General features: G+C 53.7%; 24 protein-coding genes. 4 read left to right on the top strand and 20 right to left on the bottom strand.

Going from position 1 to position 25,626, the window contains the following annotated elements; translation table 11 throughout:
- Positions 1 to 310: 310 nt before the first annotated feature.
- Genes ACR0K1_RS21895 through ACR0K1_RS21860 form a run of 8 tightly spaced genes read right to left on the bottom strand, consistent with a single transcriptional unit; the run spans position 311 to position 10,391 of the window.
- Positions 311 to 1,675: an aminotransferase gene (locus tag ACR0K1_RS21895; RefSeq protein WP_480851885.1), complete on the bottom strand. Its 1,365-nt coding sequence runs from the start codon at positions 1,673 to 1,675 to the stop codon at positions 311 to 313.
- Complete coding sequence (locus ACR0K1_RS21890) at positions 1,662 to 3,230, bottom strand: trimethylamine methyltransferase family protein (protein ID WP_480616876.1); 1,569 nt, start codon at positions 3,228 to 3,230, stop codon at positions 1,662 to 1,664. The genes ACR0K1_RS21895 and ACR0K1_RS21890 overlap by 14 nt, the downstream gene beginning before the upstream one ends.
- Complete coding sequence (locus ACR0K1_RS21885) at positions 3,223 to 4,455, bottom strand: aromatic ring-hydroxylating oxygenase subunit alpha (protein ID WP_480851884.1); 1,233 nt, start codon at positions 4,453 to 4,455, stop codon at positions 3,223 to 3,225. Before ACR0K1_RS21885 ends, ACR0K1_RS21890 begins: the two co-directional genes overlap by 8 nt.
- The gene (locus tag ACR0K1_RS21880; RefSeq protein ID WP_480851883.1) at positions 4,452 to 6,515 is read right to left on the bottom strand and encodes an oxidoreductase; all 2,064 of its coding nucleotides are present in this window, start codon (positions 6,513 to 6,515) and stop codon (positions 4,452 to 4,454) included. Before ACR0K1_RS21880 ends, ACR0K1_RS21885 begins: the two co-directional genes overlap by 4 nt.
- 60 nt (positions 6,516 to 6,575) lie before the next feature.
- The gene (locus ACR0K1_RS21875) at positions 6,576 to 7,637 is read right to left on the bottom strand and encodes an ABC transporter substrate-binding protein (protein WP_480851882.1); all 1,062 of its coding nucleotides are present in this window, start codon (positions 7,635 to 7,637) and stop codon (positions 6,576 to 6,578) included.
- Between the two features lie 17 nt (positions 7,638 to 7,654).
- Entirely contained in the window at positions 7,655 to 8,752 is a 1,098-nt protein-coding gene (locus ACR0K1_RS21870) for an ABC transporter ATP-binding protein (protein ID WP_480851881.1), read from the bottom strand.
- On the bottom strand, positions 8,749 to 9,537 hold the full coding sequence (locus ACR0K1_RS21865) for an ABC transporter permease (RefSeq protein ID WP_480616884.1): 789 nt from the start codon (positions 9,535 to 9,537) through the stop codon (positions 8,749 to 8,751). The genes ACR0K1_RS21870 and ACR0K1_RS21865 overlap by 4 nt, the downstream gene beginning before the upstream one ends.
- The gene (locus tag ACR0K1_RS21860; protein ID WP_480851880.1) at positions 9,534 to 10,391 is read right to left on the bottom strand and encodes an ABC transporter permease; all 858 of its coding nucleotides are present in this window, start codon (positions 10,389 to 10,391) and stop codon (positions 9,534 to 9,536) included. Before ACR0K1_RS21860 ends, ACR0K1_RS21865 begins: the two co-directional genes overlap by 4 nt.
- Positions 10,392 to 10,529: 138 nt before the next feature.
- On the opposite strand from ACR0K1_RS21860, the gene ACR0K1_RS21855 reads away from it, so the two are divergent.
- Entirely contained in the window at positions 10,530 to 11,165 is a 636-nt protein-coding gene (locus ACR0K1_RS21855) for a TetR family transcriptional regulator C-terminal domain-containing protein (protein ID WP_480851879.1), read from the top strand.
- 342 nt (positions 11,166 to 11,507) lie between these two features.
- Here the strand turns inward: ACR0K1_RS21855 and ACR0K1_RS21850 are convergent, their stop codons facing one another.
- The 5 genes from ACR0K1_RS21850 to repA all read right to left on the bottom strand — a co-directional run bounded on the left by ACR0K1_RS21850 (position 11,508) and on the right by repA (position 15,625).
- Positions 11,508 to 11,789 (bottom strand): type II toxin-antitoxin system RelE/ParE family toxin, encoded by a 282-nt coding sequence (locus ACR0K1_RS21850; protein WP_170638362.1) that lies wholly within the window; start codon positions 11,787 to 11,789, stop codon positions 11,508 to 11,510.
- On the bottom strand, positions 11,786 to 12,070 hold the full coding sequence (locus tag ACR0K1_RS21845) for a CopG family ribbon-helix-helix protein (RefSeq protein WP_480472954.1): 285 nt from the start codon (positions 12,068 to 12,070) through the stop codon (positions 11,786 to 11,788). Before ACR0K1_RS21845 ends, ACR0K1_RS21850 begins: the two co-directional genes overlap by 4 nt.
- Before the next feature lie 141 nt (positions 12,071 to 12,211).
- Positions 12,212 to 13,261: a helix-turn-helix domain-containing protein gene (locus ACR0K1_RS21840; RefSeq protein ID WP_480851878.1), complete on the bottom strand. Its 1,050-nt coding sequence runs from the start codon at positions 13,259 to 13,261 to the stop codon at positions 12,212 to 12,214.
- Between the two features lie 206 nt (positions 13,262 to 13,467).
- The gene (locus ACR0K1_RS21835) at positions 13,468 to 14,442 is read right to left on the bottom strand and encodes a ParB/RepB/Spo0J family partition protein (protein ID WP_480851877.1); all 975 of its coding nucleotides are present in this window, start codon (positions 14,440 to 14,442) and stop codon (positions 13,468 to 13,470) included.
- 1 nt (position 14,443) lies between these two features.
- Positions 14,444 to 15,625, bottom strand: coding sequence for a plasmid partitioning protein RepA (gene repA, locus ACR0K1_RS21830; protein WP_480851876.1), 1,182 nt, complete (start codon positions 15,623 to 15,625; stop codon positions 14,444 to 14,446).
- Between the two features lie 959 nt (positions 15,626 to 16,584).
- Between repA and ACR0K1_RS21825 the strand changes: the two genes are divergently transcribed.
- Positions 16,585 to 16,842, top strand: a complete 258-nt coding sequence (locus tag ACR0K1_RS21825) for a type II toxin-antitoxin system ParD family antitoxin (RefSeq protein WP_480851875.1) — start codon at positions 16,585 to 16,587, stop codon at positions 16,840 to 16,842.
- Positions 16,839 to 17,183 carry a type II toxin-antitoxin system RelE/ParE family toxin gene (locus tag ACR0K1_RS21820; protein WP_480851874.1) on the top strand — a complete coding sequence of 115 codons (345 nt, stop codon included), beginning with the start codon at positions 16,839 to 16,841 and terminating at the stop codon, positions 17,181 to 17,183. The genes ACR0K1_RS21825 and ACR0K1_RS21820 overlap by 4 nt, the downstream gene beginning before the upstream one ends.
- A gap of 56 nt (positions 17,184 to 17,239) precedes the next feature.
- Here ACR0K1_RS21820 and ACR0K1_RS21815 read toward each other — a convergent pair whose 3' ends face one another.
- The 7 genes from ACR0K1_RS21815 to ACR0K1_RS21785 form a co-directional block, all read right to left on the bottom strand.
- The gene (locus ACR0K1_RS21815) at positions 17,240 to 18,295 is read right to left on the bottom strand and encodes a tyrosine-type recombinase/integrase (RefSeq protein WP_480851873.1); all 1,056 of its coding nucleotides are present in this window, start codon (positions 18,293 to 18,295) and stop codon (positions 17,240 to 17,242) included.
- Between the two features lie 249 nt (positions 18,296 to 18,544).
- Entirely contained in the window at positions 18,545 to 19,225 is a 681-nt protein-coding gene (locus ACR0K1_RS21810; RefSeq protein WP_480851910.1) for an IS6 family transposase, read from the bottom strand.
- A gap of 88 nt (positions 19,226 to 19,313) precedes the next feature.
- Positions 19,314 to 20,423 (bottom strand): DUF917 domain-containing protein, encoded by a 1,110-nt coding sequence (locus ACR0K1_RS21805; RefSeq protein WP_480851872.1) that lies wholly within the window; start codon positions 20,421 to 20,423, stop codon positions 19,314 to 19,316.
- A 15-nt stretch (positions 20,424 to 20,438) separates the two neighbouring features.
- Positions 20,439 to 21,227, bottom strand: coding sequence for an ABC transporter permease (locus ACR0K1_RS21800; RefSeq protein ID WP_480851871.1), 789 nt, complete (start codon positions 21,225 to 21,227; stop codon positions 20,439 to 20,441).
- Positions 21,224 to 22,066, bottom strand: coding sequence for an ABC transporter permease (locus tag ACR0K1_RS21795; RefSeq protein ID WP_480851870.1), 843 nt, complete (start codon positions 22,064 to 22,066; stop codon positions 21,224 to 21,226). Before ACR0K1_RS21795 ends, ACR0K1_RS21800 begins: the two co-directional genes overlap by 4 nt.
- A complete protein-coding gene (locus ACR0K1_RS21790) occupies positions 22,063 to 23,109 on the bottom strand; it encodes an ABC transporter ATP-binding protein (RefSeq protein WP_480851869.1) in 1,047 nt (348 codons plus the stop codon). Before ACR0K1_RS21790 ends, ACR0K1_RS21795 begins: the two co-directional genes overlap by 4 nt.
- 55 nt (positions 23,110 to 23,164) lie before the next feature.
- The gene (locus tag ACR0K1_RS21785; RefSeq protein WP_480851868.1) at positions 23,165 to 24,214 is read right to left on the bottom strand and encodes an ABC transporter substrate-binding protein; all 1,050 of its coding nucleotides are present in this window, start codon (positions 24,212 to 24,214) and stop codon (positions 23,165 to 23,167) included.
- Positions 24,215 to 24,392: 178 nt separating this feature from the next.
- On the opposite strand from ACR0K1_RS21785, the gene ACR0K1_RS21780 reads away from it, so the two are divergent.
- Positions 24,393 to 25,304 (top strand): LysR family transcriptional regulator, encoded by a 912-nt coding sequence (locus ACR0K1_RS21780; RefSeq protein WP_480851867.1) that lies wholly within the window; start codon positions 24,393 to 24,395, stop codon positions 25,302 to 25,304.
- Positions 25,305 to 25,626: the final 322 nt, after the last annotated feature.

The raw sequence follows: 25,626 nt of genomic DNA, 5'->3' as shown, positions 1-25,626 counted from the left end.
GATGCAAGACGTTTGATGTGATGATGCGGACTTAAGTCAACCAAAAGCCAGGACACTCCGACGAATGTCGCGGCCCAAACCGAGGTCGTTTAGCCGATAGGAACCTTACTTGCGGAACTCATCAAGGCCAGCAGCCGACAACAATGGCTGCGTGAACAGGCCGAACACACGACAGTACTGACGGACCGCCGCTATCAACGTAGAAAACACTTGCAATGCAGGCGCCACCCACACAGGACATTTAGGACGGAATACAAATGCTGCAGTGGCATCCCGGTCTGCGGACATCCACAACAGTGGCGCAAGCTCTTCATTGTTCACTGATTCCGCCAAGCCACGTTCGTGTCGCTTCAAGCCCTTTGCGCAAGATAGAAAACATCTGCTCAATTTCACTTTCGCTGATGATAAGGGGCGGTGAAAGAACACACATGTTGATAACAGGTCGAACTAATAACCCACGTTTTTGGCATTCTATATCGATCTGGCCGCCAATCTCGTAGTCGCATCCCAGATCGCTCCGGGGATCACCATCGACTGAGCATTGTACGCATCCCATCAACCCCGTCCCGCGCACATCGGCGACGATGTCAATCTGTCGCAAATGCTGCAGCTGATCCTGAAAAACCGGAGCGACTATTCGAACGTGTTCAAGAAGCTCTTCCCGTTCAATGATCTCCATGCTTTTCAGTCCGGCGGCCACGCTAACCGGGTGGCCAGAATAGGTGTAGCCATTTGAGAAGGTAGCATCTTTTCCTGTAACGTCTGCGATCAATCGGTCAGAGATAATCGCGGCACCCATCGGCGCATACCCAGAGGTCATACCTTTGGCGCAGGTGATTATGTCTGGTTGAATGCCGAAAATAGCCTCTGAGGAAAACCAATGGCCCAATCGCCCAAAAGCCGTCACCACTTCGTCGGAGATATACAGAACATCATACTTCTTGCAGATGTTTAGGCAGCCTTGGTGATATCCCTTTGGCGGCACTATCACGCCACCAGATGCCAGAACCGGTTCGGCGATAAAAGCGGCAACATTTTCTGGGCCAATCGCCAAAATGGCATTTTCAAGATCGGAAACTTTCTCTTTCAGAAAGCTCTCTTCGCTTTGACCAGGTGCACGGTAGAGCGGATTCACGTCTGGCAGGAAATGTGCAAGGTCATCGGCCTTGTCGAGCCAAAGCCGGTCACGCTCTTTTCCACTGACGCTCGCCGCCAAGTATGTGCTTCCATGATAGGCTTTTTGCCTGGAAATGATTTTCTTCTTCTCGGGTCGACCCAAAAGGTTGTTTCGAAAATGGACAAATCGGATAGCCGTATCCACCGCGGTGGAACCGCCGGTGGTAAAAAAGACATTGTTCAAATCGCCAGGTGCACGTTTGGCGATTTCGCGTGCGAACCGCGTGGCAGTCGAGTTGGTGTTGTTGAAAGGCGAGAAATAGGCAAGACTCCGAGCTTGCTCAGCCATGGCCTCGGCCATCTCCTCTCGCCCATAACCGATCTGGGTGCACCACATGCCGCCCGGTCCGTCGATCAAGCGCTCGCCTTTTTCGTTCACCACATGGATGCCGCTGGCACTTTCGACAAAAGTACGGTTGTTTTTGCCCAAAGCTTCCATCCCTTCCCACGGGTGCAGGAAGTGATCGTTGTCCCATTGCTTGGCGTTAGAGTTGTCCATGGTGGGCCATGCTTTCTGTGCTCATTACAATGGGGAATTCTTCGCGCACCTGAGTGTCCGAAGCGCCGAAGTAGTTAGGGAAATGACTGTTTAGAATAGAATTTGCCTTGTCACGGGCGCGGTCCAGTAAGTCTGTTTTGCCTTCGTTTTCCCATGTATCTGTGCGCTCACGATCCATAAGCCGAGGGTAGACAAATTCGGTGTTCATATAGTTCAGCGTGTGTGGGGTGCCGAGAAAATGGCCAGGGTCGATGGCACACTGATGGATCACATCTACCGCCATGGTTTCATCTGTGACCTCTATCCCGCGTAACGATCGCAGGATCATGCCGCCCGCTTCGTCATCGATGACCATGCTTTCAAAACTGCACCCCATCAGGCTGCCGATCATCCCCCCGAACTCGCATAGACGATTTGCACCAGCATGAGCAGCAAGCGCGAAGGTCAGTGCCTTTTCCAGCCCGTACTGCGCATCGGGTATTTTGGCATCGGTCATGCCTGCGCCAACGGATGTGGGAAGGCCATAGAAATTGCCCATCTGAATGGCTGCCGCCCCGATGAGAGCCTGTTCGCCGCTGCCGCCGGTGAACGACCCGCTGCGCAAGTCAGTGATGAAGGGCCACGCTGCAAAGCAGATCGGACAGCCTGGTTGGATGAGGTTTACGATAGCAACACAGGCCAGCGTTTCGGCCACGGTTTGCACCAATGTTCCCGCAAGCGTCGCGGGGGCTGTGGCCCCAGCCTGAGGAGGCACAGCCAGATCGACAGTCAGGCCAAGTTTGGCGGTATCAATCAGGATCTCCATATTTTCCTTGCCGATCCGCAGGGGCGAAACCATTGGGCAGCCGCCAAAGATGACGCTTGGCTTTTTCATGAAAGTCCCTTCACCACCCTGGGCGAGATCAAACATGCGAATGGCGTGCGGGATATGACTGCGGTCGCGAAAGGTCAGGCAGGCAGGCTTTTGGCTACCTGCGAGCATTGCATATATGGTGTTCATATCGTGGGCGAAATCATCGGTCACATCGGTGGCCAAAACCGTGTCGCCCAGCATATGGATGTTGTCCAAGCGGTCCACCAGGCGAGTGAAATCATAAACGTCGCGCAGAACCGATGGACGATAGGACTTGGTCTCGGAATCGAAGGTTGTGACGGCGGTGCCAGAGTTGGCGAAATAAACACTTGTCGCCGAGCAATGCATGTCGTCTTTGCCTTCACGCTCTCCTCGTGCATAGACGTAAAATTCCCTGGCAGCACCAGCCAGGATGTCTTCCATCAGGGCGCGGGGGAAGCACAGTCGATTGAGGTCATTCATCACCGCGCCCTTAGGCAGAACCAGATCTAGCAATTCCGGGAAATGGTCGGTAACGCCGGTGTTTTCCAGAACGGTTAACGCCGCTTGGTGGATGTTTTCCATATCTGCTTGGTTCAACGGTTTGTAGCGTCCGCCACTTAGGCCCCCACGTACGGCCTCATTGCCCGTTGTCGCCTGTTGAACTTTTATGCGCGCGGCCCGCCCGCCGCCACCGCGACGGCGTGATTTTGCCTCAACCATTACCGGCCATCCTTTGTTCTGGTTCCGGGCTGATCATGGTGAAATAGAAGTCATAAAAGTCCTGGATCGACGTTTCCATTTCGCCCAAGGGGCCTGGTTGGAAGTATTGAGAATTTACGCCGGACTGGTTGTGGCGAATGATGCGTTCGTCATCCAAAGATGTGACATGCCAAAGCCAGGTCAGGTCATCTTTGTTGTAGTCTTGGCCTTCTTCGGCGTTCGCGCGAACCAGCCAGACCACCTGAATGTCGGTTTCTTGCAGGCCGCGTGGAATGAAACGGTAGCCGACCATGTGATCCGAATAGATTAGGAACCAATTTAATGGACCAATGTCAAAGTCAGTTGCACCGCCATCGAAACCCTTCAACGTTCCAAGCAATGGCGCAAGCGACTCGCCCGATTTGCTGCCGGTTTTATAGCCCGGATAAAGCGGATAGCGCCGATAGTACCCGCTGGTGAACGGGGTGGGTGCAGCGTCGCCGACAAGTGCCAATTCATCAGGTGACAGCCCGATTTCCACAGCCCTTGCCTTTAGCGGTTCGATCAAACCAACCATGTCTTTCGGCGATTTCAGACTATGGGAACGAGAATACTCTTTGTGCGCTGGCCCGCAGTGGTAGCATTCCAGATAGTTCTCCACTGCTAGTTTCCAATTCGCTGGAACGGGAAATGACGCCGTATGCGCTACTTTCAGATCGTCAAAGCCATAGGGCTCGACAAGTGGCAAAAGTTGAGTAAGGACAGGATCAAGCGCTGGTGTATCAGCATCGGCACAGACAAAGATCAGGCCTTTGAAGACACTCACCTGAACGGAAAAGAGCCCGAATTTGGACGGGTCAAAGTGTTCCCCCATATTGTGGCTTGCGCGAAGTTTTCCCGATAGCTCATATGTCCAGGCGTGATATGGGCAAACAAGAACACGGGCGTTGCCGGACTGTTCAGTGCAGACGCGAGATCCTCGATGGCGGCAGACATTCAGGTGGGCGCGAACATCACCATCGCGGTCGCGAACAATGATGATGCTCTCCGGGCCGTAGTCGAACAGGAAGTAGTCTCCGGCGTTTGGGATTTGGCTGACATGCCCTACCCAAAGCCAGTTGCGGTTCCAGACTTGAGCAATGTCATAGTTATAGATGTCTTGCGAGGTATAGAAATCACGCGGCAGGGCGTGGCCGTACTGGTGCGAAGCTATTAACGCATCCAACTCAAACGGTCGGCTGTTCATCTCGTTTCCTCCAAATCGATTATCTCGCGGCGAAACCAAACTTGGTCTGCTTCGGCCTTGGGGCGTTCAAAATCGCGGGCGGCGCGGTGGCCCGCGAAGACTGCGTCCACAATCAGTCCCGGAGACGCGGCATCGCCAATAAGTTCGAGGGTCTTCAACCCAAGCCCGCGCAAGCGGTCATAAAGCGCTGTCTCACGCTGGCGTTCAGTGACCAGAATTGTCGAGGCACAAGGAATACCTGTTTCGCGACTTGTAAAAGCACAACCGATGCGTGCCATGTCACCTTCAACCGCCGTCAGCACCTGATTGCAGCGAATGTCGATGCCAAGCTCGATCAGACGGGCCTGAATACGAGGCTGCTCCAAAGTATTGACGGCGTAAGCTGAGACCAAACTCTCCGGCGTGACAAAGACCACTTGGTATCCGGCGGTCGCCAGTTTTTCGGCGATCACTCCTGCCAAATAGATGTGGTCATCATCATAGATCATCACCGGGCCATCCGGAGGCAGAAGACCGTTCATGATGTCATCAGGCGTCAGCACTTTGGTGCTTTGCTCAATCTGCGGTATATTGCGTTGCGTGCTGCGCCCCACCCCATCAGAGCGCCAATCGCTGCCAGTGGCCACAAAAACGTGTTCGACGCCAAGCTCTGCCACCTGATCGCCATCAAGCCTGCTGTCGGTGAACAATTGGACGTTGCCACGCTGCTTCAGATCATTCAGGCGATAGTCGACGACGCGGGACCAAGCTGCGAGGCCGGGAAGTTTGCTTTCCTTTGCAACACGTCCACCAAATTCAGCAGCCGCTTCGGCCAAGGTCACCTGATATCCTCGCCTTGCCAATTGCGTGGCGCATTCAAGACCGGCAGGGCCACCGCCAATAACCAAAGTATCCGCGTTGCTCTTTTTCGGCGCGATGATCTCGGGGTGCCAGCCGCGACGCCATTCCTCGCCCATTGTCGGGTTTTGAGTGCAGCGGATCGGGACGCCCAGATTGTCGGATGAGACGCAGATGTTACAGCCGATGCATTCGCGGATTTCGTCAATGCGGCCCTCTTCAATCTTTTTCGGAATGAACGGGTCTGCGATGGAAGGTCGCGCGGCTCCGATGAGGTCTACAATTCCCTTTTTGACCATCGACAACATCATATCGGGGGACGTCAGGCGACCGACACCGACCACGGGTTTACGTGTGACCTGTTTGACATGCGATAGAAACGCGTTCTGATACCCGTCCTCAGGCTGAAAACGGGTCGTGGCACTGTCATTAGACCAGTCGGCTACATTCACATCCCACAGATCCGGGAGGTCGGACAAAAGCTCGACCACGGCTCGGCCTTCTTCGGCGACCTGCATGCCGCCGGCGCCCATCATCTCGTCAATTGCAAAGCGGAATGCCACGGCACAACTGTCGCCTACAGCTTCGTGAGTGTCTTCCAGCAATTCGCGCGTCAAACGCACACGGTTTTCAAGCGACCCACCGTATTCATCGCTACGCTGGTTCATATGGGGCAACATGAAATGCTGCGCCAATGTCATATTGTGTCCGGCATAGACGTAAATGATGTCAAATCCGGCGTCTTTCGCGCGCAAGGCGGCCTCGCGGTGCCAGCGGCGGAATTCCCGTATATCGGCCTTATCCATGGCCCGCGCCTGCTTGGGATGCGTCGTGTCGACGGACATCTCGGAAGGTGCAAGAACCGGAGCGCGGGTCAGCAAGTTTTGCGCATGATTGCCATTGTGCACCAGCTGGATGGCCGCCAGCGCCCCATGCGCATGTACCGCATCCGTCATCAGCCGCAACGCAGGCACATCGCGCCCGTCCCATAGCCGTCCTTCGGCATAAGGAGACAGGTCTGAGGTCGGGTGGATTTCGGTTTCCTGATTGGAAACCACCGCCCACCCGCCTTCTGCCTTCATCCCACGCACGGCTGCATCCGCCCGTGGGCGGAGATGCCCCAGTCCGGTGCAGTGGGGCACTTGATAGAAGCGGTTCCTAGCTGTGACTGGCCCGATCTTAACCGGTTCCAAGAGCAAAGAATATGGGTTCGCGTTCGACATGTTCACGCGTCTTCCTGTATTTGGGATCCGGAGCCCAATGGCCCCGGAAATGTGGTTGTATTAGAAGCCGGCTTTGATCCGTTCAAATTCCGCCAGCATTTTTGCCTCAAGCTCGGGGTTCACCGCATCGAAGAACAAACTACCCTCAAAGAAGCTTTTGGGATCGGAGAAACCATAAGCTTCGATGTTGGCCTGATCGGCAGCTTCGAACGCTTTTGCATTGGAATGCGGGTACCCCCAGTTGTCGATGATGTACTGACCACTGGCAGGGTCAGTAAGTGCGTTCAACAGATCATAGACCTGATCGACTGGTGTGGTGGAAGATTTCAGATGCACGTAACCGCACGCCCAGGTCGCGATACCTTTGTCGACGTCTCGCATCATTGCCGCAGGCACCTCATTCCAGATCAGGTTCAGCTCGGACTGGTTCCAGGCCCAACCCAATTCGATCTCACCACTGGTCATGGCTTGGTCAAACTGACCCGCATCGGACCAGTAAAAGCGCATGTTCGGGTGGATCGAGCGCAGGAAGTCAGACGCTTCCTTAAACTGCTCATCGCTCAGGTTGGTGTAGTCGTCTGCATTTCCAGTAGCCAGCGCCGCCAGCGCATATGCGGATGATGCGGCATCCGGGACAGCGATCTTGCCTGCATACGCCGGGTCCGCCAACAATTGCAGCGAGATATCGTCCGCGGAGATTTTGTCAGTGCGATAGATAAGACCCGTATTCCCCCACTCGAACGGCAACATATAAAGCTGGCCGTCCAAAACAATGGCGTCGACTTCCTTGATCTCGGGCAACACATCGGCCCAATTGGTCAGTTTGCTTTCATCGAGCGGCTGGATCAGATCGGCTGCGACCCATTTCCTGACCGCGTCGGAACAAGGATGCGCCAGATCAGCTGTGAAACCCGAACTTAGTTTCGTAAAGGCTTCCTCCTGACTTCCAAAATAGGAATAGCTTGGCGCCTCATTCCCGTACTTTTCCATGTAGCTGGCAAAGAACCCGGGATCTTCATATCCCGACCAGTCAAAAACCGTTAGATCAGCGCCACCTGCTGTGGCACTTCCTGTACTTATTGCCGTCGCGCATGCGAAGGCCGCAATTCCCTGAAGTCTCATTCTATCCTCCCGCTGTTTCACTTAGTGTCTGTACCAAGATCGATCACGCTTGCCCCCTGAAGCCCCAGCCAAACTGCGTCGCCGCTTTTGAAATCGACCGTGTGAAAATAGTTTGGAACTGAGACCGAGATTGGTTCATCAGCTCCCGCTACCAGAATGTGGTAGTGAATGTTCTCGCCATAGAATGCGACGTTGCTGACAGTGCCCTGAACCGTTGATGGGTAGTCTTCAGGTCTTTGAGCAGCGATTTCCAATTGTTCTGGGCGAATACCGATGTTCATGTCTTGAGAACTGGTCACAACGTTGGGATTTCTCTCGATCTCAATCCGCCCGAAGGCGGCCACATCAATCGACAACATATCTCCGGTTTCACCCAACAACCGGGCAGGCAGTATGTTCATCTCACCGATGAAACTGGCCACTTGCTGATCACAAGGACGGGCATATAGCGTGGTTGGTGTATCCACCTGCTTTAGCCGTCCGTTGAACATCACGCCAATACGATCGGACATGGTCATCGCCTCATATTGGTCGTGTGTGACCATCACAAAGGTGATGCCGAGCGATTGCTGCAAATTGCGCATTTCAAACTGCATCTGTTCGCGCAACTTCTTGTCGAGCGCTGACAACGGCTCGTCCAGCAACAAAACTTTGGGTCGCATGATCAGCGCACGGGCGAGCGCCACCCTTTGCCGCTGCCCGCCCGACAATTCGCTTGCGCCGCGACCCTGAAGACCTCCAAGCTCGACCATTTCTAGGGCTTCGGCTACGCGCTGGTCGATCTCAGCCTTGGAGGCCTTTCCCCGTAATCCATAGGCCACGTTGTTCCCGACGTTCAAGTGCGGGAAGATGGCGTAGCTTTGAAAGACCATGTTTGTTGGGCGGTTGTTGGCAGGGACACCTTCCATATCCTGGCCATCGATCAGCACGGTGCCCTCGGTCGGTTCCTGGAAGCCCGCGATCATCCGCAATACCGTGGTCTTGCCGCATCCCGATGGGCCAAGTAGCGAGAAAAACTCGCCCTCTTTGAGATCGAGATTGATCCCACTAGCCGCTAGGAATGTGCCATAGCGTTTCTCGACGCCCCTGAGTTCTATGATGTTACCGTCTGTCATTGGACCTCTGATGCGGATGAGCGGCGGCGGAAATACTCGGCCAGCACCAAAAGCAGAACCGAGGTTAGCAGCAGGATAGAGCCCAAAGCTAAAACGTTTGGAAGTTTGGCGGGGAAACGAATCTGGCTCCAAATATAGACCGGCAGGGTTGGCTGGTTGCCGGACAGGAAAAAGGCCAGGACGAATTCGTCGAAGCTGACCGTAAAAGTGACCAGCATACTCGCTACGATACCGGGGGAAACGACCGGCAACGTCACGCGGCGGAAGGTTTCGAACACGCCGACGCCCAGATCGTAAGATGCCTCTTCTAGCGACATGTCAAAGTCATCAAAGGCAGACTTCAGGATAGAAACGGAAAACGGCAAGGCGAGGAACGTATGGCCCAGAATAACGGTCAGCAAAGACGGCTTGAGACCGATAAACAAAAAAAGGACCAGCATTGATGAGGCCACGATAATGCCCGGTATAACCAAAGGCAGCATCACCAGTCCTTCAGCCGCACGCTGACCCCGAAAACGATAGCGAACAAAGGCGCGAGCAGCAAAAAGCCCCATTGCCGTGGATAAAATTGCGACGACCGTGCCGACACAAAGCGAATTCCAAAGGGCTTGGATCAACGTATCCTGCTCGCCTAGTTTCCGATACCAGTCCAGTGTCCAGCCCTTGATCGGAAAGGCAACGATTGTACCGCTGTTGAACGAGAACAAGGGTAGGAAAAGGACCGGCAGATAAAGGAAAACCAAATACAGGAAAGCGTAGGCTGTCAGGGTTGAAGGACGTTTCATCTGATACGCCTCCCAAGCCGGGTGGCGACAATGACAAACACTATGGCGACGAAGCCAACCGACAGCATCGCGATCAGTGACAGCGTGGCGCCGAGGGGCCAATTGTTGGCGGCCCCAAATTGCACTTGAATAAGGTTGGCGATCATCTTCCCGTCCGACCCGCCGACCAGTGCGGGGGTAACATAGTCACCGACCGTGGGGATGAAGATGATCAGGCAAGCGGCAATAATTCCCGGCACCGTCAGCGGCAGCGTTACCCGCATGAAACGTTGAAAGGGGCTGTTTCCAAGATCGGTTGCGGCCTCCAACAGACTTGGATCGATTTTTTGCAAGGAGACGTAGATCGGCAGGATCGCAAAGGGCGCCCAGGCATGAGCAAGCGTTAACACGACTGCGAATTCGTTGTAGAGCAAGAAGTCGAGCGGTTCGCTTATCAGACCAAGCGCCATAAGTGCGGAATTCATGACACCGTTGAACCCCAGAATGAGCTTCCAGGCAAAAACGCGCAGTAGATAGCTGGACCAAAACGGAATGGTAATTAGAAGGAGCCAGATTGTCTTTTTCCGTGCCTTCATCGCGATAAAATATGCAATGGGATAAGCCAGTGCGACGGTAACTGCTGTAACAGCTCCGGCAATCCAGATCGACCTGAGCATCAGGTGTCGAACCAACGGGTCAGCAAACGCGTCGCTATAGTTTTTCAGCGTCGGGGTCTTTTCGAGCGTTACGTAGGTTTGGGTCCAGAATGAATAGGCGATCAAGATCAACAATGGCGCCGCCACCAGAAAGCCCACATAGGCCGTGGCTGGTGCGCTGAGGGTATAACCCCGGGACGCTTCGCTACGAAAGATCACCCAACCTCCTTTCTCGATTTTCGTGAGTCACTAATGGACGATCGTCCATTAAATGTTGCGCCAGAACTGCCTTTCGTGTCAATATTCCTGTGAGATAGACCTGCGGAATGCCTCCAAGTGATTGTAAATATTAAAAAAATGGATAACGTCAAAGGAAAAAAGCGCGGATCGAAGCGTGATCCAGAGGCGAATAAACAGCTTTTGATCAAGGCGACTCTGGACACTATCGCGGATATTGGAGTTACCGATACGACGGTCAGCCGCATCTGCGAGCGTTCTGGGTTATCACGCGGAATGATCCACTTGCATTTCGGGGGGAAGGACAATTTGCTGACGGCAGCGGCCCAGCATTTCAGTGCCCAATACTATGCAGAGATGGACAGATTGACCGGTCTGGGCTCGGATGCATCGCCCGAAGACCGAGTGATGGCTGTGATTGAGGCGGATCTGTCCGAAACTCTGCTCAATCCAAGAAGTACAAAAATCTGGCATGCATTCCGAGGCATCGCTAGCTCGCATGCTGGCATCGCCCGTTACAGCAGCACTCAGGATCAAAAACTTGTCGAGACCTTGCGGCTTGCGTTTAAGGAGATAGCTCAAAAAAACGAGCGTGACCCAAACTTGGTGGACGATGCCACCGCCGGAACGCTGGCTTTGCTGGAGGGTATGTGGGTCAATTACCTAACGGATATGCAGGGTTTTTCACGACGACGCTCTGTTGATCTTATCAGACGTTTCTTGTGCGGACTTTTCCCCGGAAAGTTCAAATTGTGAGATTTCGGGACGCTCAGATTTGAGACAGAAAAACAGCATCTTCTAGGAAAGCCGACTGCTGGTATTGGCGAATTCTCTAGCGTCTAAATGCAACACCCCCGTGCATTGGACGAAATCCAACGCCCGCTTCCCCCCGAAGAAAGGTTTCCATTGCACGTGCAGCGAATGACTGCTTCCCGCCCATTTTACCGAAAACAACTGGACTTTGGGCTATTCGGAAGCGGTACTGACAACAGTCAAGATTCGCCCTCTGTGCAGAAGCTAGAGGTCGAATAGCAGAATAAGTTCGATTTCTTACCCCCCACCCTGCCCGGCTGATGCCGCCAGTTTAGACTCTGGGTTTTAATAGTCTGCGCCCTGCCGGGTATCCCAAAGACGCAGAATTTCTATCTGAGTGGGCATTACACGATAGATTAGCGTAAATGGGGTACGCGGTACTGAAAGCTCTCGTACGTCTTGGCGTGTGTCACTTGGGTGACCTGCATACGGGTTTGCTGCAAGAGTAAGCTGAATGGCTTTGAGCTGTGCTCGTGCCCTTTCGCTGCCTTCAGGAAAAACTGACGTGTAGTAGTAGCGGAACCATTGAATGTCCCGGGCCGTATCTTCGAGAAATACAATTTTCATTGGCTATTGGATTGCCCGCTTGCGACCGGAGCAGAGAGCTCATTCTCGGTATCCCAGCTGTCTATCCAGGCATTCATTTCGTCTGCCGTGATGAACTTACCTAGATCTGCTTTTTCTACAGCTGCATCAATGGCTGCTCGCTTTGCGGCCTTGGATTCCAACATCATTCTAATTGCTCGTACAGCGAGCTGCGCAGGCGGCCGATCTTCTATCGCAGCTTCTCGTTCCAGAGACTTTCTCAAGTCTTCATCAAGACGGATTGAATATGGGCTGGTTCTCATCGCAATCACCGGTTTCCGCAGTGTAGTACAATGTAATACATCCGCATTCTATTTACAATAGAACGATGGGATGAACTTCTTCTGTTGCGCTGAACTCATAAGCGAGATGTGAATTCATAAGTACGGCCTGCTCGTCCGTGGCTATTTTGAGTTTTGCGCCAACAATGCGGTTGGCTGCATGTCTCCCCGATCGATCTTTGACGTCAGAGAAATAAAATAGGCCTGGTGAGATTTTATGTTCTCCGCTCGTTGGAAAATATATCCTAAAACCATGAAACGGAGAGCTGGGCCATGTGTCGATTTCATAGCATACCAAGTCTGACCAAGTCGTAGGTATTCGGCGATATCGTCCATAAGACGGTCACAATGCGGCTGATCCCGGGCGAAGCGGAGTTCGGAGCACAAGCGTGGAAAGCTGCGCTCCATTTGATCTGGAGAAACTTGAATCTGAGAATGTTTTTCTTTCTTAACTATCGGATTCAAAGAGTCCTCTTTGTGCCCCTCAATTTCATGGTCATTGGCCGTCAAATTTTCTGTATCTGCTTGTGTTATCTGGGAGATTTCCACAGAGATTTCCGCCAGGAGGTTGCCTAGTACATTTGCATCTGGTTTGCGACGCAGAGCATTGCGTACGGTGGCCATCAAATCTGAAATCGCCGTGTCGTCTGCTACGAGTCTTCTGAGGTTAGCCAGAGCGGCCGAAACTTTGTCGCGGAGTAAAGTGAACTCGAGAGCGCGATCAGCATGCCTCTGGGCTTCCTGGATTAACTCGGCATACCTTTCAGACAAGGGCATAAGGGACAGTCCAGTTGCGGTAACCACCTTGCCCTGTCGGTCCCGGCGCGCCCAACGTTTACCATTTGCGCTCATGACGCGACGGATAAGTCCAAGCTCAACCAGCGTCGAGATATGGCGCTCAACAGTCTGTACGCTGACATGAGTTCGTTTGGCGATTGCCGCGTTGGAGGCGAAACAAATGTGATGATCATCCTGATCCGCAGCAATCTGATCCCCGCTCATAAAGGAAATCATTGCCCTCAGAACATTGAGAGATGTGGATTTTAACCCAAGAGTTTCTCTGGCCTCTTCAACGGCGCGAAGAAGGTTCCATTTTTTGGGCATAGTAGCCCCCTGCCCTGCCGTTCCCGACAAGGTTGCTCCGCTCGGAGCCAATGCTGTTAGTGTTTTCATAAGATTCTGTCAGCAGATAAAGAAAACCTGTTCACCCAGAGGCGTTTTTTATTGTGTCGTGATTCGCGGGCTGTTAGGGTTTAGGTGTCTAATCTATAACCACTAGTTGGTTCTCAGCCCTCGGAGCCTCAGGTTTCGGGGGTTTCTTTTTGCTTTTCTCCTTTTTTGCTCGTTGCCTCATGTAGAGTTAACAGATGTTAACTCGCTTACTCCTCGGCGCTTTCTTTGAAGCGCTCGTAGGAATCTTGAATGATTTGTCCAAGGTTGTCCGAAAGCCAACTGGTGTAGGCTTCATTGTCCCCTGCCCTTATGATCGTCATGTTCACGGCAGAATTGCTTGTCTTGATAACAACGTCGGGCGCCGGTCGGATTTCTTGTGCTTCTTTCTTGGGTTTCAAAATGCTTAGAAGCCCGTTTAACCGATCGTCTGAATTAGCAACGCTGAGCGTCTCCAAGAGCTTTTTAGCCTTGTCCGCTGTTATCACCCCTTTCCGCAAGGCGTCGGCGAGTGCTGTCCACTTGGGTCGTCCGGATTTCGGTGCCGGGCCAATCATATCCCCGAGATCGTCCGGAATATCGTTTGTGACTCGTTCCAACTGCGATAGCGTGTTCTTAGAAATCGCTAGAGCTGTGATCGCTTCCGAGCGGTCATATCCCTGGTTTAAAATTTCGCGCGCGAACCGGGCCCTCTCGTAATAGCTGAGGTCAACCCGGGAAGAGTTCTCCAAACCCTTAGCCTGAAGCGCTTCCTTATCATCAAGTGTCCTTACCAGCGCGCGAACAGGCTGGTCTAGATACTGACAAGCTAAGATGCGACGGCGGCCGTAGATGACCTCGAAGTGACCGTCGACTTCCTCAGAAGGACGCAACAGGACGGGAACTTGTTGGCCTCCTGCGTCCTTGATGCTTTCAGCAAGTTCCAGAACAGCTGAATCAACGTTCGCTTCCGAGTTCGAGTTAACAGGTGTTAACTCGATCCCAAGCCTATCTTTTGGACCCCACGGCAAAATGAGTGTTGTATCGATGTCTTGGATGCCTCCAGCTCCAACACGGACCGATGCGATCGTCCCGCGTGGAAGTGCCGCATTGGCGCGTTCCGTTTTCTTGGGTTGAATTGGCGGGTTTCCGGCTGCCGCTGCAATTGCTGCAGCCATGCTGGTCTTGTTTTGTTTAAGTGCCATTTCAACGGCCCCATGCGGTTTGAATCATGTTTGATACTTCGTGCCCAACGGCATCCATACTTGATCGGGCGCGGTCATAGGTCGATCTCGTCATTTCCGATCGAACGACTTCGTACATTGTCATTTTCAGCATCGCGGCATCAGCAATGGCAGTGCTTCGCAAAGCAGTTGCACCGATTACTCGATCCTGAAACAACGCCCGCATTAGGCTAACAATTTGCTGAGATGGTGTGTCTGAGGGGTCGTCCCGTGTTATGAGGAACCGGAAATTGTCATGGACGATCGGAATTCCTGAGTTTTCAAACTCTTCCAGATATGCCGAAGTCATTTCAAGAAACTGCTGCGTAGAGGCTACGTCCAACATGCTGGGTGTCAGCGGCACGATGACAGACGTTGCCGCGAATAACCCCGCCAGCGTCAGGAAGCCCAAAGAAGGCGGGCTATCGATTATGATCACATCATAGTCTGCCTCCACCGTCTCGATTGCATTGGCGAGCCGATTATAGAAGGGGACACCTTTTCGGGCGTAGACAGCGGTTTCCGTTTCAAACTCAGACAGGATCAACTGAGCGGGGGAAAGATCCAGGCCGGGAAAGTATGTGGCCCGAATACACTCGGACATTGGGACCGGATCCTCATAGCGCAAAGCATCATAGATAGAATTTCCTTCAAACTCTATCTCTGGCTGAATTCCACAAAAACCGGTCAAGCTACCCTGTGGGTCAAGGTCGATAGCCAGAACGCGATAACCTTGAAGCGCAAGATAGTGACATAGGTGAATGGCCGAGGTGGACTTTGCACTGCCACCCTTGAAGTTCATGAGTTGAATGACTTGAAGCCGATCGTTGTCACGACGGCCGGGGAGATACTTGCCGGGCTTTCTCGAGCTGCCTTCAAGAATCTGACGCATCGTTTTGATTTCGGCGCCGGAATAAAAACGCCGGCCGTTTTTGTTGACTTCCGGCTCTGGAAGAGAGCCCTCAGCATGGCCTTTTCGCAAGAATTGCCCGGTTGTGCCGAACAGGTCGGCGACCTCTGTCGCACTGAAGAGGCGGAGGGTCTTTGACAGCTCAGGAGAATACGCCTGAGTCAAGTGGGTCGTCAGTGCAACTTGTAGACGATCGGAAATTTCACGTGTAACGTGAGACTGCGTCGTCGCAGCAATTGGTGTTGTCTGTAGCATAGTTGCAGTTTTCCTGCTCATTTTTGTATGGTTGCGCAACTTGAGTACATTTAGGCACTCGTAATCCGATTCATGTCAAGAGAAAAATCAATAACTTGTGGGTCGCTGCGAGACCTGCACAAGCGTCCTGAAGTTAACAGCTGTTAACTCACACCTCTGCTGAGCGCTTGAGAAGCGCTTAGAGGTTGCATGGAACCGATAAGAATTCAGTCTCCGAGTCGGTATTTTGAAGGATGCCTGACCTTAAGTGCAATGTTGCTTCTTTGAGACCAGCAAAGCCTATTTTCAAGCCCAGCAAAGTGTTCACATCTTATTGAATCTTCAGAAAAGTAACTAATCGAATGCGATGCTTCACGTCGCTCCAATATTGATTGCGCGGATTTTCCTGACAACCGTCGACTATTTTATCGACGTGATAGGGCAGGGCGGATGGCTTTCGAATAACAGGTTCTCTGCGCCATCTAGATACCGATGTGGTTCTGTTTTCGCTGGAGTTGGTCTTTGAGGTATTATGCCGTGACAGTACAAAAACTGATGCTGCAGATCAATTGAACCAATGTTTCTTCCCCATTTTTAAGGCGTTCGCTCGGCCTTCGGCGACACCATTGTCGTCATGGTGTTTCTGCTCTTGTGGCATGGGGCGGTGCGGTGACAATCGCATGGCGATTTGGCTCAAGGGCCCTCAGAGGCCACTGGGTCACAAACTCTGACCGTAGTCCATGGATTGATACGTGTGATCTGATAAACCGCATCCGGGTTGAGGCGCCGTTTCAAAACACATTCGTCCGTTCTTGGAGGCGTAGTGGAACAAAACTCATCTTCTTCCCGATCAAGAGAAACCAGCTTGCTATAGTGCTACTCAGAAATGAGACGAGCTCGACTAAACTACTTGGGCTATGTCCTCAATCGTTGAACCCACAGTCTCGTTGGCATATATTGCCATAGAGGAGGCTTAAGTCATGGTAACACGCAATGTCGTACTTACTGAATCGCAGGATCAACTGGTGCAGAATCTGGTTGCGTCCGGTCGCTATCAGAACGCCAGTGAAGCGTTGCGCGCCGGCCTTCGTCTTTTGGAGCGGGAAGAAGCGGGCCTGGAATCTCTCAAACAAGGCCTGCAGGATGGTGTGGCCCAGGCTCAGGTTGGAGATCTGGCAGAGGGCAGCGGTTCGGATGCGATCCGTCGTGCCTTTGCAAGGGCACGAACCGAAGCGTGACCAGACCCTTTCGGCTGACACGCCGCGCCGAAGCCAGCGTGGTAGATATTGCCCGATGGACCATCGACAAGTTTGGACCGCATCAAGCCGATCTTTATGAACAAGAATTGATAGCGCGCTGCCAGGCCATCGCCGAGGGTGGGGTGGCCAGCCGCAGTTGTTCTCTATTGGTCGAGGAGTCGGTAGATCTCAGATATGTGCGGGCAGGGGAGCACTTTCTGGTCTACCTGGACCAGCCGGATAGCGTGATCATAGTCGATATCCTGCATTCCCGGTGTGATCTGCCGCGTCATGTTTCCGCACTGGCCACGTTAACGGATGCGGCAGGGGGCAAGACATAGGTGCGAAAGCCAGCCTATCTGTCAGGCTGGGATTTCTTTGATCACTTAGTAAATGCTCACCCCAACAGATCGGTCGCCGGGTTTTCGGCGATATCGACATCGTCGTAATATTTCTGCGCCTGCGCAAGAGAGCGGTGCAGCGAGAGGCGCATGGCGGCCTGGATCGGGGCCCCGTCCAGCGCCGCTTGCGTCAGGAAGCCCGAGCGCAGCCCGTGGGGCGAGGCAAACCCCTCGGGCAGCCCCGCCAGTTTCAACCGGTGTTTGACGATCTGTGCGATCGCATCCGGGGTCAGGCCGCGTTTCAGCACCCGGTCGGCTTTGGAGACGGGGCGGAAGAGGGGGCCATCACTGATCTGACCCACCTCGATCCAATGCACCAGCGCCTGTGCGGCGCGGCCCTTGAGCACCAGCCGGGGCGTCTCGCCCTTGCTTGTGGTCTTGGTTTCCAGCAGAGACAGCCAGACCACGCCGCTTTTGTCGAACTCTTTCAGCGAGACGTCATCGCGCCTTAGCCCGGTGATCTCGGATCGCCGCCGGCCACCGCTGGCCCAGCCCAGCATCAGGATCGCCCGGTCGCGGCAATCCCGGCGCGAGCCCCGGCAGGTGGCCAGCAGTTGCTCGAGAATGTCACGGGTGATCGGGTGCTGCGACTTCGGGGCAGGGGGCCGGGCGGCGGCGCGGCGGGCCTTGGATCGGGCCTGTTTGACCTGCGGGGCGTCAAAGGGTGAGGCGAGGTTCTTCATCCGGTGAAAGGCCAGCCAGGAGGCAATGCGCCGGTCCAGCGTCGACGGGGCCGGGCAGGCCAGCGACTTTCGCAGCCCCTGCGCGATCAGCGCCTCTGCCACCTGTCGCGCTCGGTCTTCAGGCGGCGCGTCGTTGAGATCCCGGGCGTGATCGAGAACGAAGGCCAGCGCTGTCGCTTCCGCTTCCGGCCAGCGCAGCGCCAGATCGAACCGGGTGGCTTTCCAGGCGGTGATGTAGAGCAGATCCCGCTCATAGGCCCGCAGCGTATTGGCCGGCGTGCCACGCACATAAAGATCGGTCAGCGCCTCCTGATCTTCGGCAGAGAGGGCCGGGGAGGCGGCGGGGAGATACGGCGCGGGCGGTGTCATGGGCGCTATTCTGCGCGGTTTCCACCACAAAATCAATTATACTTAATAAGCGATACTTATCGGATTTAACTAGCGTCTAATATTGCGGCTAAGGTAACGTGCAAAAATGATGAATATTGCGCGTAAGGCGGAAGGGGGTTTGCAACAGCATAAAAATCGGAGGGTTCTGTCGCAAACCTTGTTCCCACCTGTCAGGGGATCTGTTGCAAGGTTTCTTACTGAACGAAGAGTTGGTAACGAGCCCTTGGCTCATGCCGCCAGTTCCGCAAATTGACGAAACGGGCAGATTCCGGGCGTGATTTGACCTTTGCGGATCATGTGCGTCACTTCGATTCCGTCCAGTGTAGCCGCCGCTGAAGCGAAGGCCTTGAACCCTAACATCGGCCGAGTGCGTCTCTTGATGAAGCGATGGTCTTGTTCCACGATGTTATTCAGATACTTCCGCCTGACCATCTCGATTGGGATCGGGCAGCCAAAGCCTTTCAGCATCTTGTTTATGGCTTTGATGCCAGCCGTGTTAGCTCCGCTTTTGTCGATGACAATCTTCCTCGGAAGCCCGTTGATCTCCAGCATCCGTGCGAAGAACTTGGTGGCGGCGGGTTTGTTTCGACGCTGCGAAAGCATGAAATCAAGTGTCTTGCCGTGCTTGTCCACAGCTCGATAGAGATAAACCCAGTTCCCTTTCACTTTGATGTAGGTCTCGTCCATTCTCCAAGAACGGTCGCACAGTCCCTTTCGTCTGCGCGCAACATCGGCAATTGCACTAGCGTATTTTGTCATCCAACGGTTCAGCGTCGTGTGATCTACCGCAACGCCGCGCTCGGACATGATTTCTTCAAGGTCACGGTACGACACGCCGTATCGAAGGTAGAAGAACAGGGCAAAGAGGATCACATCCTTGGGATATTGTGCGCCTTTAAAGGAGATCATGAACTGGCTTTCGTCTGAATCACACCAGCCGCTATTCACTCTCTGCGTTCTTGAGCGTCAATGGCAAAAAGATTGCAACAGATCCTTTCTACGCCGTACTGGGAACGGCTGGACGGTATGGTTGCTCAATTCCGGCGTATGCCGGACCAAACGCTTCCAGTCCCTTGGGTGTAAGGAACGGCTTTGGTGCCGGAAGTACGACAACCGCGACGCGTTGGCCCCTTTCATAATTTGGATTTGTAACCGGCTCGCCGCTTTTGGTGTCAATCAAACAGATCATGTCCGGGATCGTCGCGTGAACTTCATCATTCAGCCACCCGACCATGTTCTCGTTCTTCAACCAAATGCGATAAACGCTGTTTGCGAACTCGCCGGTCCCGTCGATAGCAATATTCCCGATCGTGAATCCCTCTTCGGTCTTCCAGTCGCTTTCCCCGACAGTTCCACGAAAAACGACAATTCCGCCACCATTACTGGCGACTGCGTTAGCGACATCTTTTCCTCTTGCCAAAGCCTCACGCCAGGCTCTGCCCATGCGCCAGGCCATCGAGATCGCACCTGGGATAACCGCCTCGCGAATTTCGCGAACCTCCAAAGCGTGATCGATAGCAGCAATGTCGTTGCGGCTAGCCTTTGACAGGGCCCGGACGATATGCTCGGCGCGCGCGTCATCGATGACATTTTCGCAAATCATCGCCTCGCCAAACTCGTTGGCCATAACTATGGGCGCAGCCGGCAGGCCGTTGATGTAATAGGTCGAATGAGTAATCTCCGGCACAGCACGGCCAGCGGGGTCAGCATCGAGGATATGGGCGCCCGCCATTGCCGCGGCGTAGAAAGACGTGGCGGTGTTCGACCCACCAAGTTCGCAGGAAATCGTACCGTAGAACTTGCACCCAAGATATTCTTCGAACCGCCTGTATGCGACCAGAACCGAACGTTCGCCGATGCGGGGCAGACGATCGTATTTTTGCTCTTCCTCGTCTGGCAGAGCTGAAATAGCCCCGAGCATGTAGGGCGTACAAACCAAGGCGTCTTCGGGCGCTTCATCAAGCGTGACCATCTTAAACTCTCGCCCCTGAGCCAACGCATCGTCGATCATTTCGATGCCTTCGGTTAGCTCTCCGCCACCGCCAGTCCCGAGAATTGTGGCGCCGTGAAGAATGTCGAGCAGGTCCTGCCGGGAGAGAATTTTCATCAGTCAAACTCCGGTTTAGTCGCTCGAAGCGCCCAATAGTTTCAAGAGGTCGGTCACCAGCGAAAGCAGCAGCAGCACACAGACCGTCAGGGCTGCAAAACAGATCGCGGCAGAGGCGACCACGGGCGTGTAGCCGTAGCGCACGTTGTTGAAGATGCGGATCGGCAGCGTTTCGACGGCAAATCCTGAAACCATGTAAGAGATCAGGTATTCGTTAACACTGATGATCGCGACCAGCGCATAACCAGTGATGAGGTACGGCAGAACCAACGGGAAGATGACCTTTGTGAATGTCTGCCAGGGTGTTGCACCCATTGTCCGGGAAGCCTCGATCACGTCGTCAGAAAGTGCCGCAAAACCCCGGGCGATGATGACCAGCGGCAAGGTTACGAAGAACACGCCATGAGAGATAATCGTGGCTTCAGCGCGCCCGTACATGCCTGCCTCGGCCCAGAATACACTGGCCCCCATCGCGATGATGATCGGTGGCAGCATGTAGGGTCCGATGCCGAGCGAGAATATGGCCCGCGCATAGCCGGACTGCAGCCGCCACAGCACGTAGTTGGCCGCAAGTGCAATACTGACGGCAATGAAAGCAGCGACAACGGCGATCAGGATGGAATTGGCTATGGGAATAAGCCAATCGCTTTCAGTGAACAGGACCGTGTACCACTTGGCCGACAGGGCGGATGGCGGGAAGGAAATATTGCTGTCTGCGTTGATTGATACGCCGGTGACGATGACAAAGGGCAGGATCAGCCCGATTGCGATTGTTAGAATGAAAAGCCGTTTTAGCAGTTTCATGAATCACGTCCTTTCCGGGCAGCCAACCAAAGCCCGCCGATTACCATCAGCGTAAAGAGCAGCATGATCACGGACAGAGCCGCACCGAGCGGCATGTTTGCGTCACCGACCGCCTTGTCCGTTATGATCACGGTCATGTTCCAGTCTTGCGGACGTCCGAGCATCGTGGGCATGACATAGACACCAAGGAAGTAGACAAACATGGTGACAAAGGACGATACGATTGCGGGTTTGAAGGTTGGCAGGATCACCTTGGTGAACACCCGCAGCGGAGGCGTACCAAGTGTCAGTGCGGCTTCTTCAATACTGCGGTCACGCTGCGCCATCTGTGGAAAAAGCATCAAAGCCACAAGAGAAAACCCAAGCGTGACATAACCGATCATCATTGCACCAAAACTGGGCGCTAGTGAGCGTGGGTTTTCCCAAAGACCAACCCAACCGAGAAACTTCGGGATGCCCGAGCTTTCCGAGAACAAGATTACCCATGAGAAACCGATGATCACTTCGCTGAGGCACATCAATGCCAAGAGCAGTATCACCCAGAAAAGTTGCCAGCGACGTTGCATGTCGACAATGATGTACATCGCCGGGAAAGCCAGAAGCACCACAAGAACCGCGCCAAGTGACGCCGACCAGAGCGACCGAAGCGAGATCGTGTAGTAGAAGGACGAAAAGAACTTACCGTAGTTTTCCCAGACAAACGCGACGTTGTAGAAGGCCAGTGGGTCGCGCTCGTAAAAACTGACGATGATCATGAAGGCAAGCGGTCCCAAGAAAAACAGAACCATCATGCCGAGCGGGTAAAGCCCTATAGCGTGCGGGATTGCGGCGTTTCTCATGACGGAATCACCCAGGCATGATCCAGATCGAAATGGATCGCCGCCTTGTCACCGACTGCAAATTCAGGCGGGCTGTCCGAGATGCGTGTGTGCACAAACGTGCGCCCATCCACATTGAGTTCGGTTTCGATGGATGCGCCCAGCAAGCGCACGAATTCAACTGTTCCAACCAACCCGGTGTCTGATCCGGAGGGTTTGGACAGTTGCAAATACTCCGGCCTCACGGCGACCTTGTGACGACCCCCTACACCTTTGTTACGTTCATTCGTCACACCCAACGATTTTCCGTCAAGCCGCACACCGTCGCTGTCGAAATCGGCATTGAACACATTGTTCGTGCCCATGAAGTCAGCAACAAACGATGTCGCAGGCCGCGCATAGACCTCGGTAGGTGTACCTGCCTGTTCGATCCGGCCTTCGTTCAGGATGACAATCCGGTCCGCAATCGACATGGCCTCGTTCTGGTCGTGCGTGACAAAAATGGTCGTAACACCCAGCTTTCGCTGAAGCTTCTTCACCTCAATCTGCAGATGCTCGCGCAATCCGGCATCCAACGCACTGAAGGGTTCGTCCATGAGAAACAAAACTGGCTGAATGGCCAATGCCCGTGCAATGGCGACACGCTGACGCTGACCCCCGGACAGGGCGGAAACTGGTCTGCGTCCAAGGTCGCCAAGTCCGACGGTTTCCAGCAGGTCATCGGCCTTTTTCAGTCGGTCCCCTTTTTCGACACCGCGAATATCCAGCCCATAGGCCACGTTCTGGGCGACGTTGAGATGCGGAAAAAGCGCCAGGCTTTGAAACACCATTCCGACATTACGCTTGTGGCAGGGAACACCTGCCAGGTCTTGGTCGCCCAGTTGCAGGGATCCGGACGTTGCATCGTCTAACCCGGCGATTATTCGAAGAAGGGTTGTTTTTCCGCATCCCGAACCACCAAGCAGGCAGATGAACTCCCCCGAACCGATTTCCAGACTCACGTCTTTCAAAGCCTGGAAACTACCAAAACTCTTCTGAACATTGGAAAGTGAAAGCTTGGCCATGCCGGTACCCTTTGTTGGGGGGTCGAATCCAAACGAGGCTCGACCGTTGTGCTGCCTATTGTGAGATCATTTCCAGGTATTTGTCAGACAGCCAATCTGCTTCGCGCAGGTGCATTTCTGTCTGCACGCGGATCGGGTCAATTTCGCTACCGACGCTTGCGAACTCTTCGTCGCTCAGATCGGTTGCCTCACGAGGTACTACCGGGAATACTCCAAGGTTTCGTGCCAGTTCGGCCTGAATATCGGCCCTGCTCATGTAGTTGACGAACTGTTGAGCTGCTTCGACATTCTGACTGTCGCGCGGAACGACCCAATACGCGTCGCTCAGAACACCACCTTCTGCCGGGAAATTGGATTGGACGGCATTTCCATCCATGGCCGAAAGCATCGTGACATCGTGGTAGTAGAGACCTGCATTGTATTCACCGGCCTCCAGCCCTTGTTGAAATTGGCCTTCGTCCCGGTACCACAGGTTCACCTGGGGTTTCAGTTCAGCAATTTTTTCTATTACCCTTTCGATGCCTTCACGCGTTTCCAGAACGTCATACCCCCCGAAATGGGTGACGGCGGTGATTTCCAGCAATCCGCTGTTCGAATTGGAGAGAAGGGCAAGCTTTCCGTCCCAGTCGGTTGTCCACAAGTCAGCCCAGCTTCCCGGCGCATCCTCGGAATAATTGGTGTTAGTCACGAAAGTCACGAACCAGCTGAGCGCGCCCACACCGTAAGTTCCGTCATCATCCGAAATAACCCTACCATCAAACAGCCCTTCTGTTTCAGGCATTTCGCCGGCGTCAAGGCTGGCCCAAAGGCCAATATTGCGACCGCGGATCAGCACCTCGTCGGCCACAAGCGACAAGTCCGCCGGAGCCTTGCGCGCGCGGGCCGCATTTGTGAGCTGTGTCATCCAGGCCTGATCAGCCGGCTGCGCAATTGAGCGCACTTCGATGCCTGTTTCGGCAGTGAATCCGGGGTAAATAACATCGCGGAGAGTTTCTTCAAAGAATCCTCCCCATGCGCTGACCGTAATTTCGTCGGCTAGGACAGATGAGCTGGAAAAGACCGCCAATCCGGCGGCGGCTGCGATACTTACGGCAGTGGCTTTCATTGTTTGCTCCCTTGGTTTTCGGCCCGGGTGAAAAGCTCCCCCTACTTAACCGAACGCATCTTGATCGAATTCTGCAAGCACCCTATCGACCGCTAGTGAAGTGTTACATCTGGTCCTGCCAATGTTTTCATTGTTTGGGAAATGCGTTCTATTGCTGTAAGCGAAGGAAACAGTCTCAATGCGCTTATCAGATATCGATCTCCGGCTTTTGCGCGTTTTCAAGGCCGTCGCCGAGTCCGGCGGTTTTGTGAAAGCGCAGGATGTGCTTGGCATCAACCAGCCAACGATCAGCTCGCATATCGCCAACCTAGAACAAAGACTGGGCGTACGGCTGTGTGATCGTGGTAGAGGTGGCTTTTCGCTGACGCCTCAGGGAAGCGAGGTGTTGCGGGAAACAAACGCCCTTCTGGACTACATCGAAGAGTATTCCGATAAGCTCAACTCGATTGGGAAAAGGGCTGCTCTGACAGCACGCATTGGGGTGATCGATTGCCTGCTGACCGATCCTAACAATCCAATCCCCGCCTGCATCCAGGCGTCAAAAGAAAAGTTCAACGAAATGCGCGTTCGCGTGGGAGTTTATGACTATCTGGACTGTCTCACCGAGTTGCGCTCCAAAAGACTGGATGTAGCGATTGTCGGAAAGGTAGAGGACGAAGGTTTCCCAGAAGACCTCGAAACGGTCAAGCTTTTCGATGAATTGAGCGGGCTATATTGCTCGCCCAGCCATCCCTGCGCGAACTTGGACGATGGTCCGAAGCTTCGCGAAGCACTGGGAGCATCTAGAATATCAGCTCATAGTTTTGTCCAAAATCCAGTTGAAATCCAGCTGGAACTGATCCTGCGCGATGAGAACGTTGAGATCGCGCAGGGAAATGTTGAGTCAACTGTATATTTGGCGCTGGCGGGAACGCATGTCGGATTGATCCCTGATCACTTTGCGGCAATATGGGTTAGTCGAGGTCAACTGGTTCAGATCGCACCGGACAGTTTTCAAGCTGTTTCCTCATTTCATGCCGCGCGATTGAAGTCAGCTACGCCGAATCCTGCACTCAAGTTTTTGTGGCAACACCTTAGCGAATTCGCATAGGGATTGGTCGACACATCAATTCTGGTGAATCCAAAATTTGAGCTCTAGAAAGCATGATTCTCCTAGTTCTCCACTGTTTGAATTGCGAACAAAGGGATCGACCTCGCTGTTTCCGACACTCTTGCGCCGTTTATGCACACGGTTGGGTTTGAACAGCTAATTGGGTAGAATGTATCTCAAAAAATGACTGTTCTGTGCTGACCTATTTGAAAAGCTGATCGCGACGTGCCAGTTTTTATCACTCTAACCAATGCAGATATAAACGATCCCGGTTTTTGGGCTTCGCTGGATATTGGCCCCGATAGCACGATTGATGCATCGG

The organism is Ruegeria sp. F5, assembly GCF_056533845.1.
Note: the sequence above shows the minus strand (reverse complement) of the source record. Positions and strands in the feature narration are given on the sequence as shown.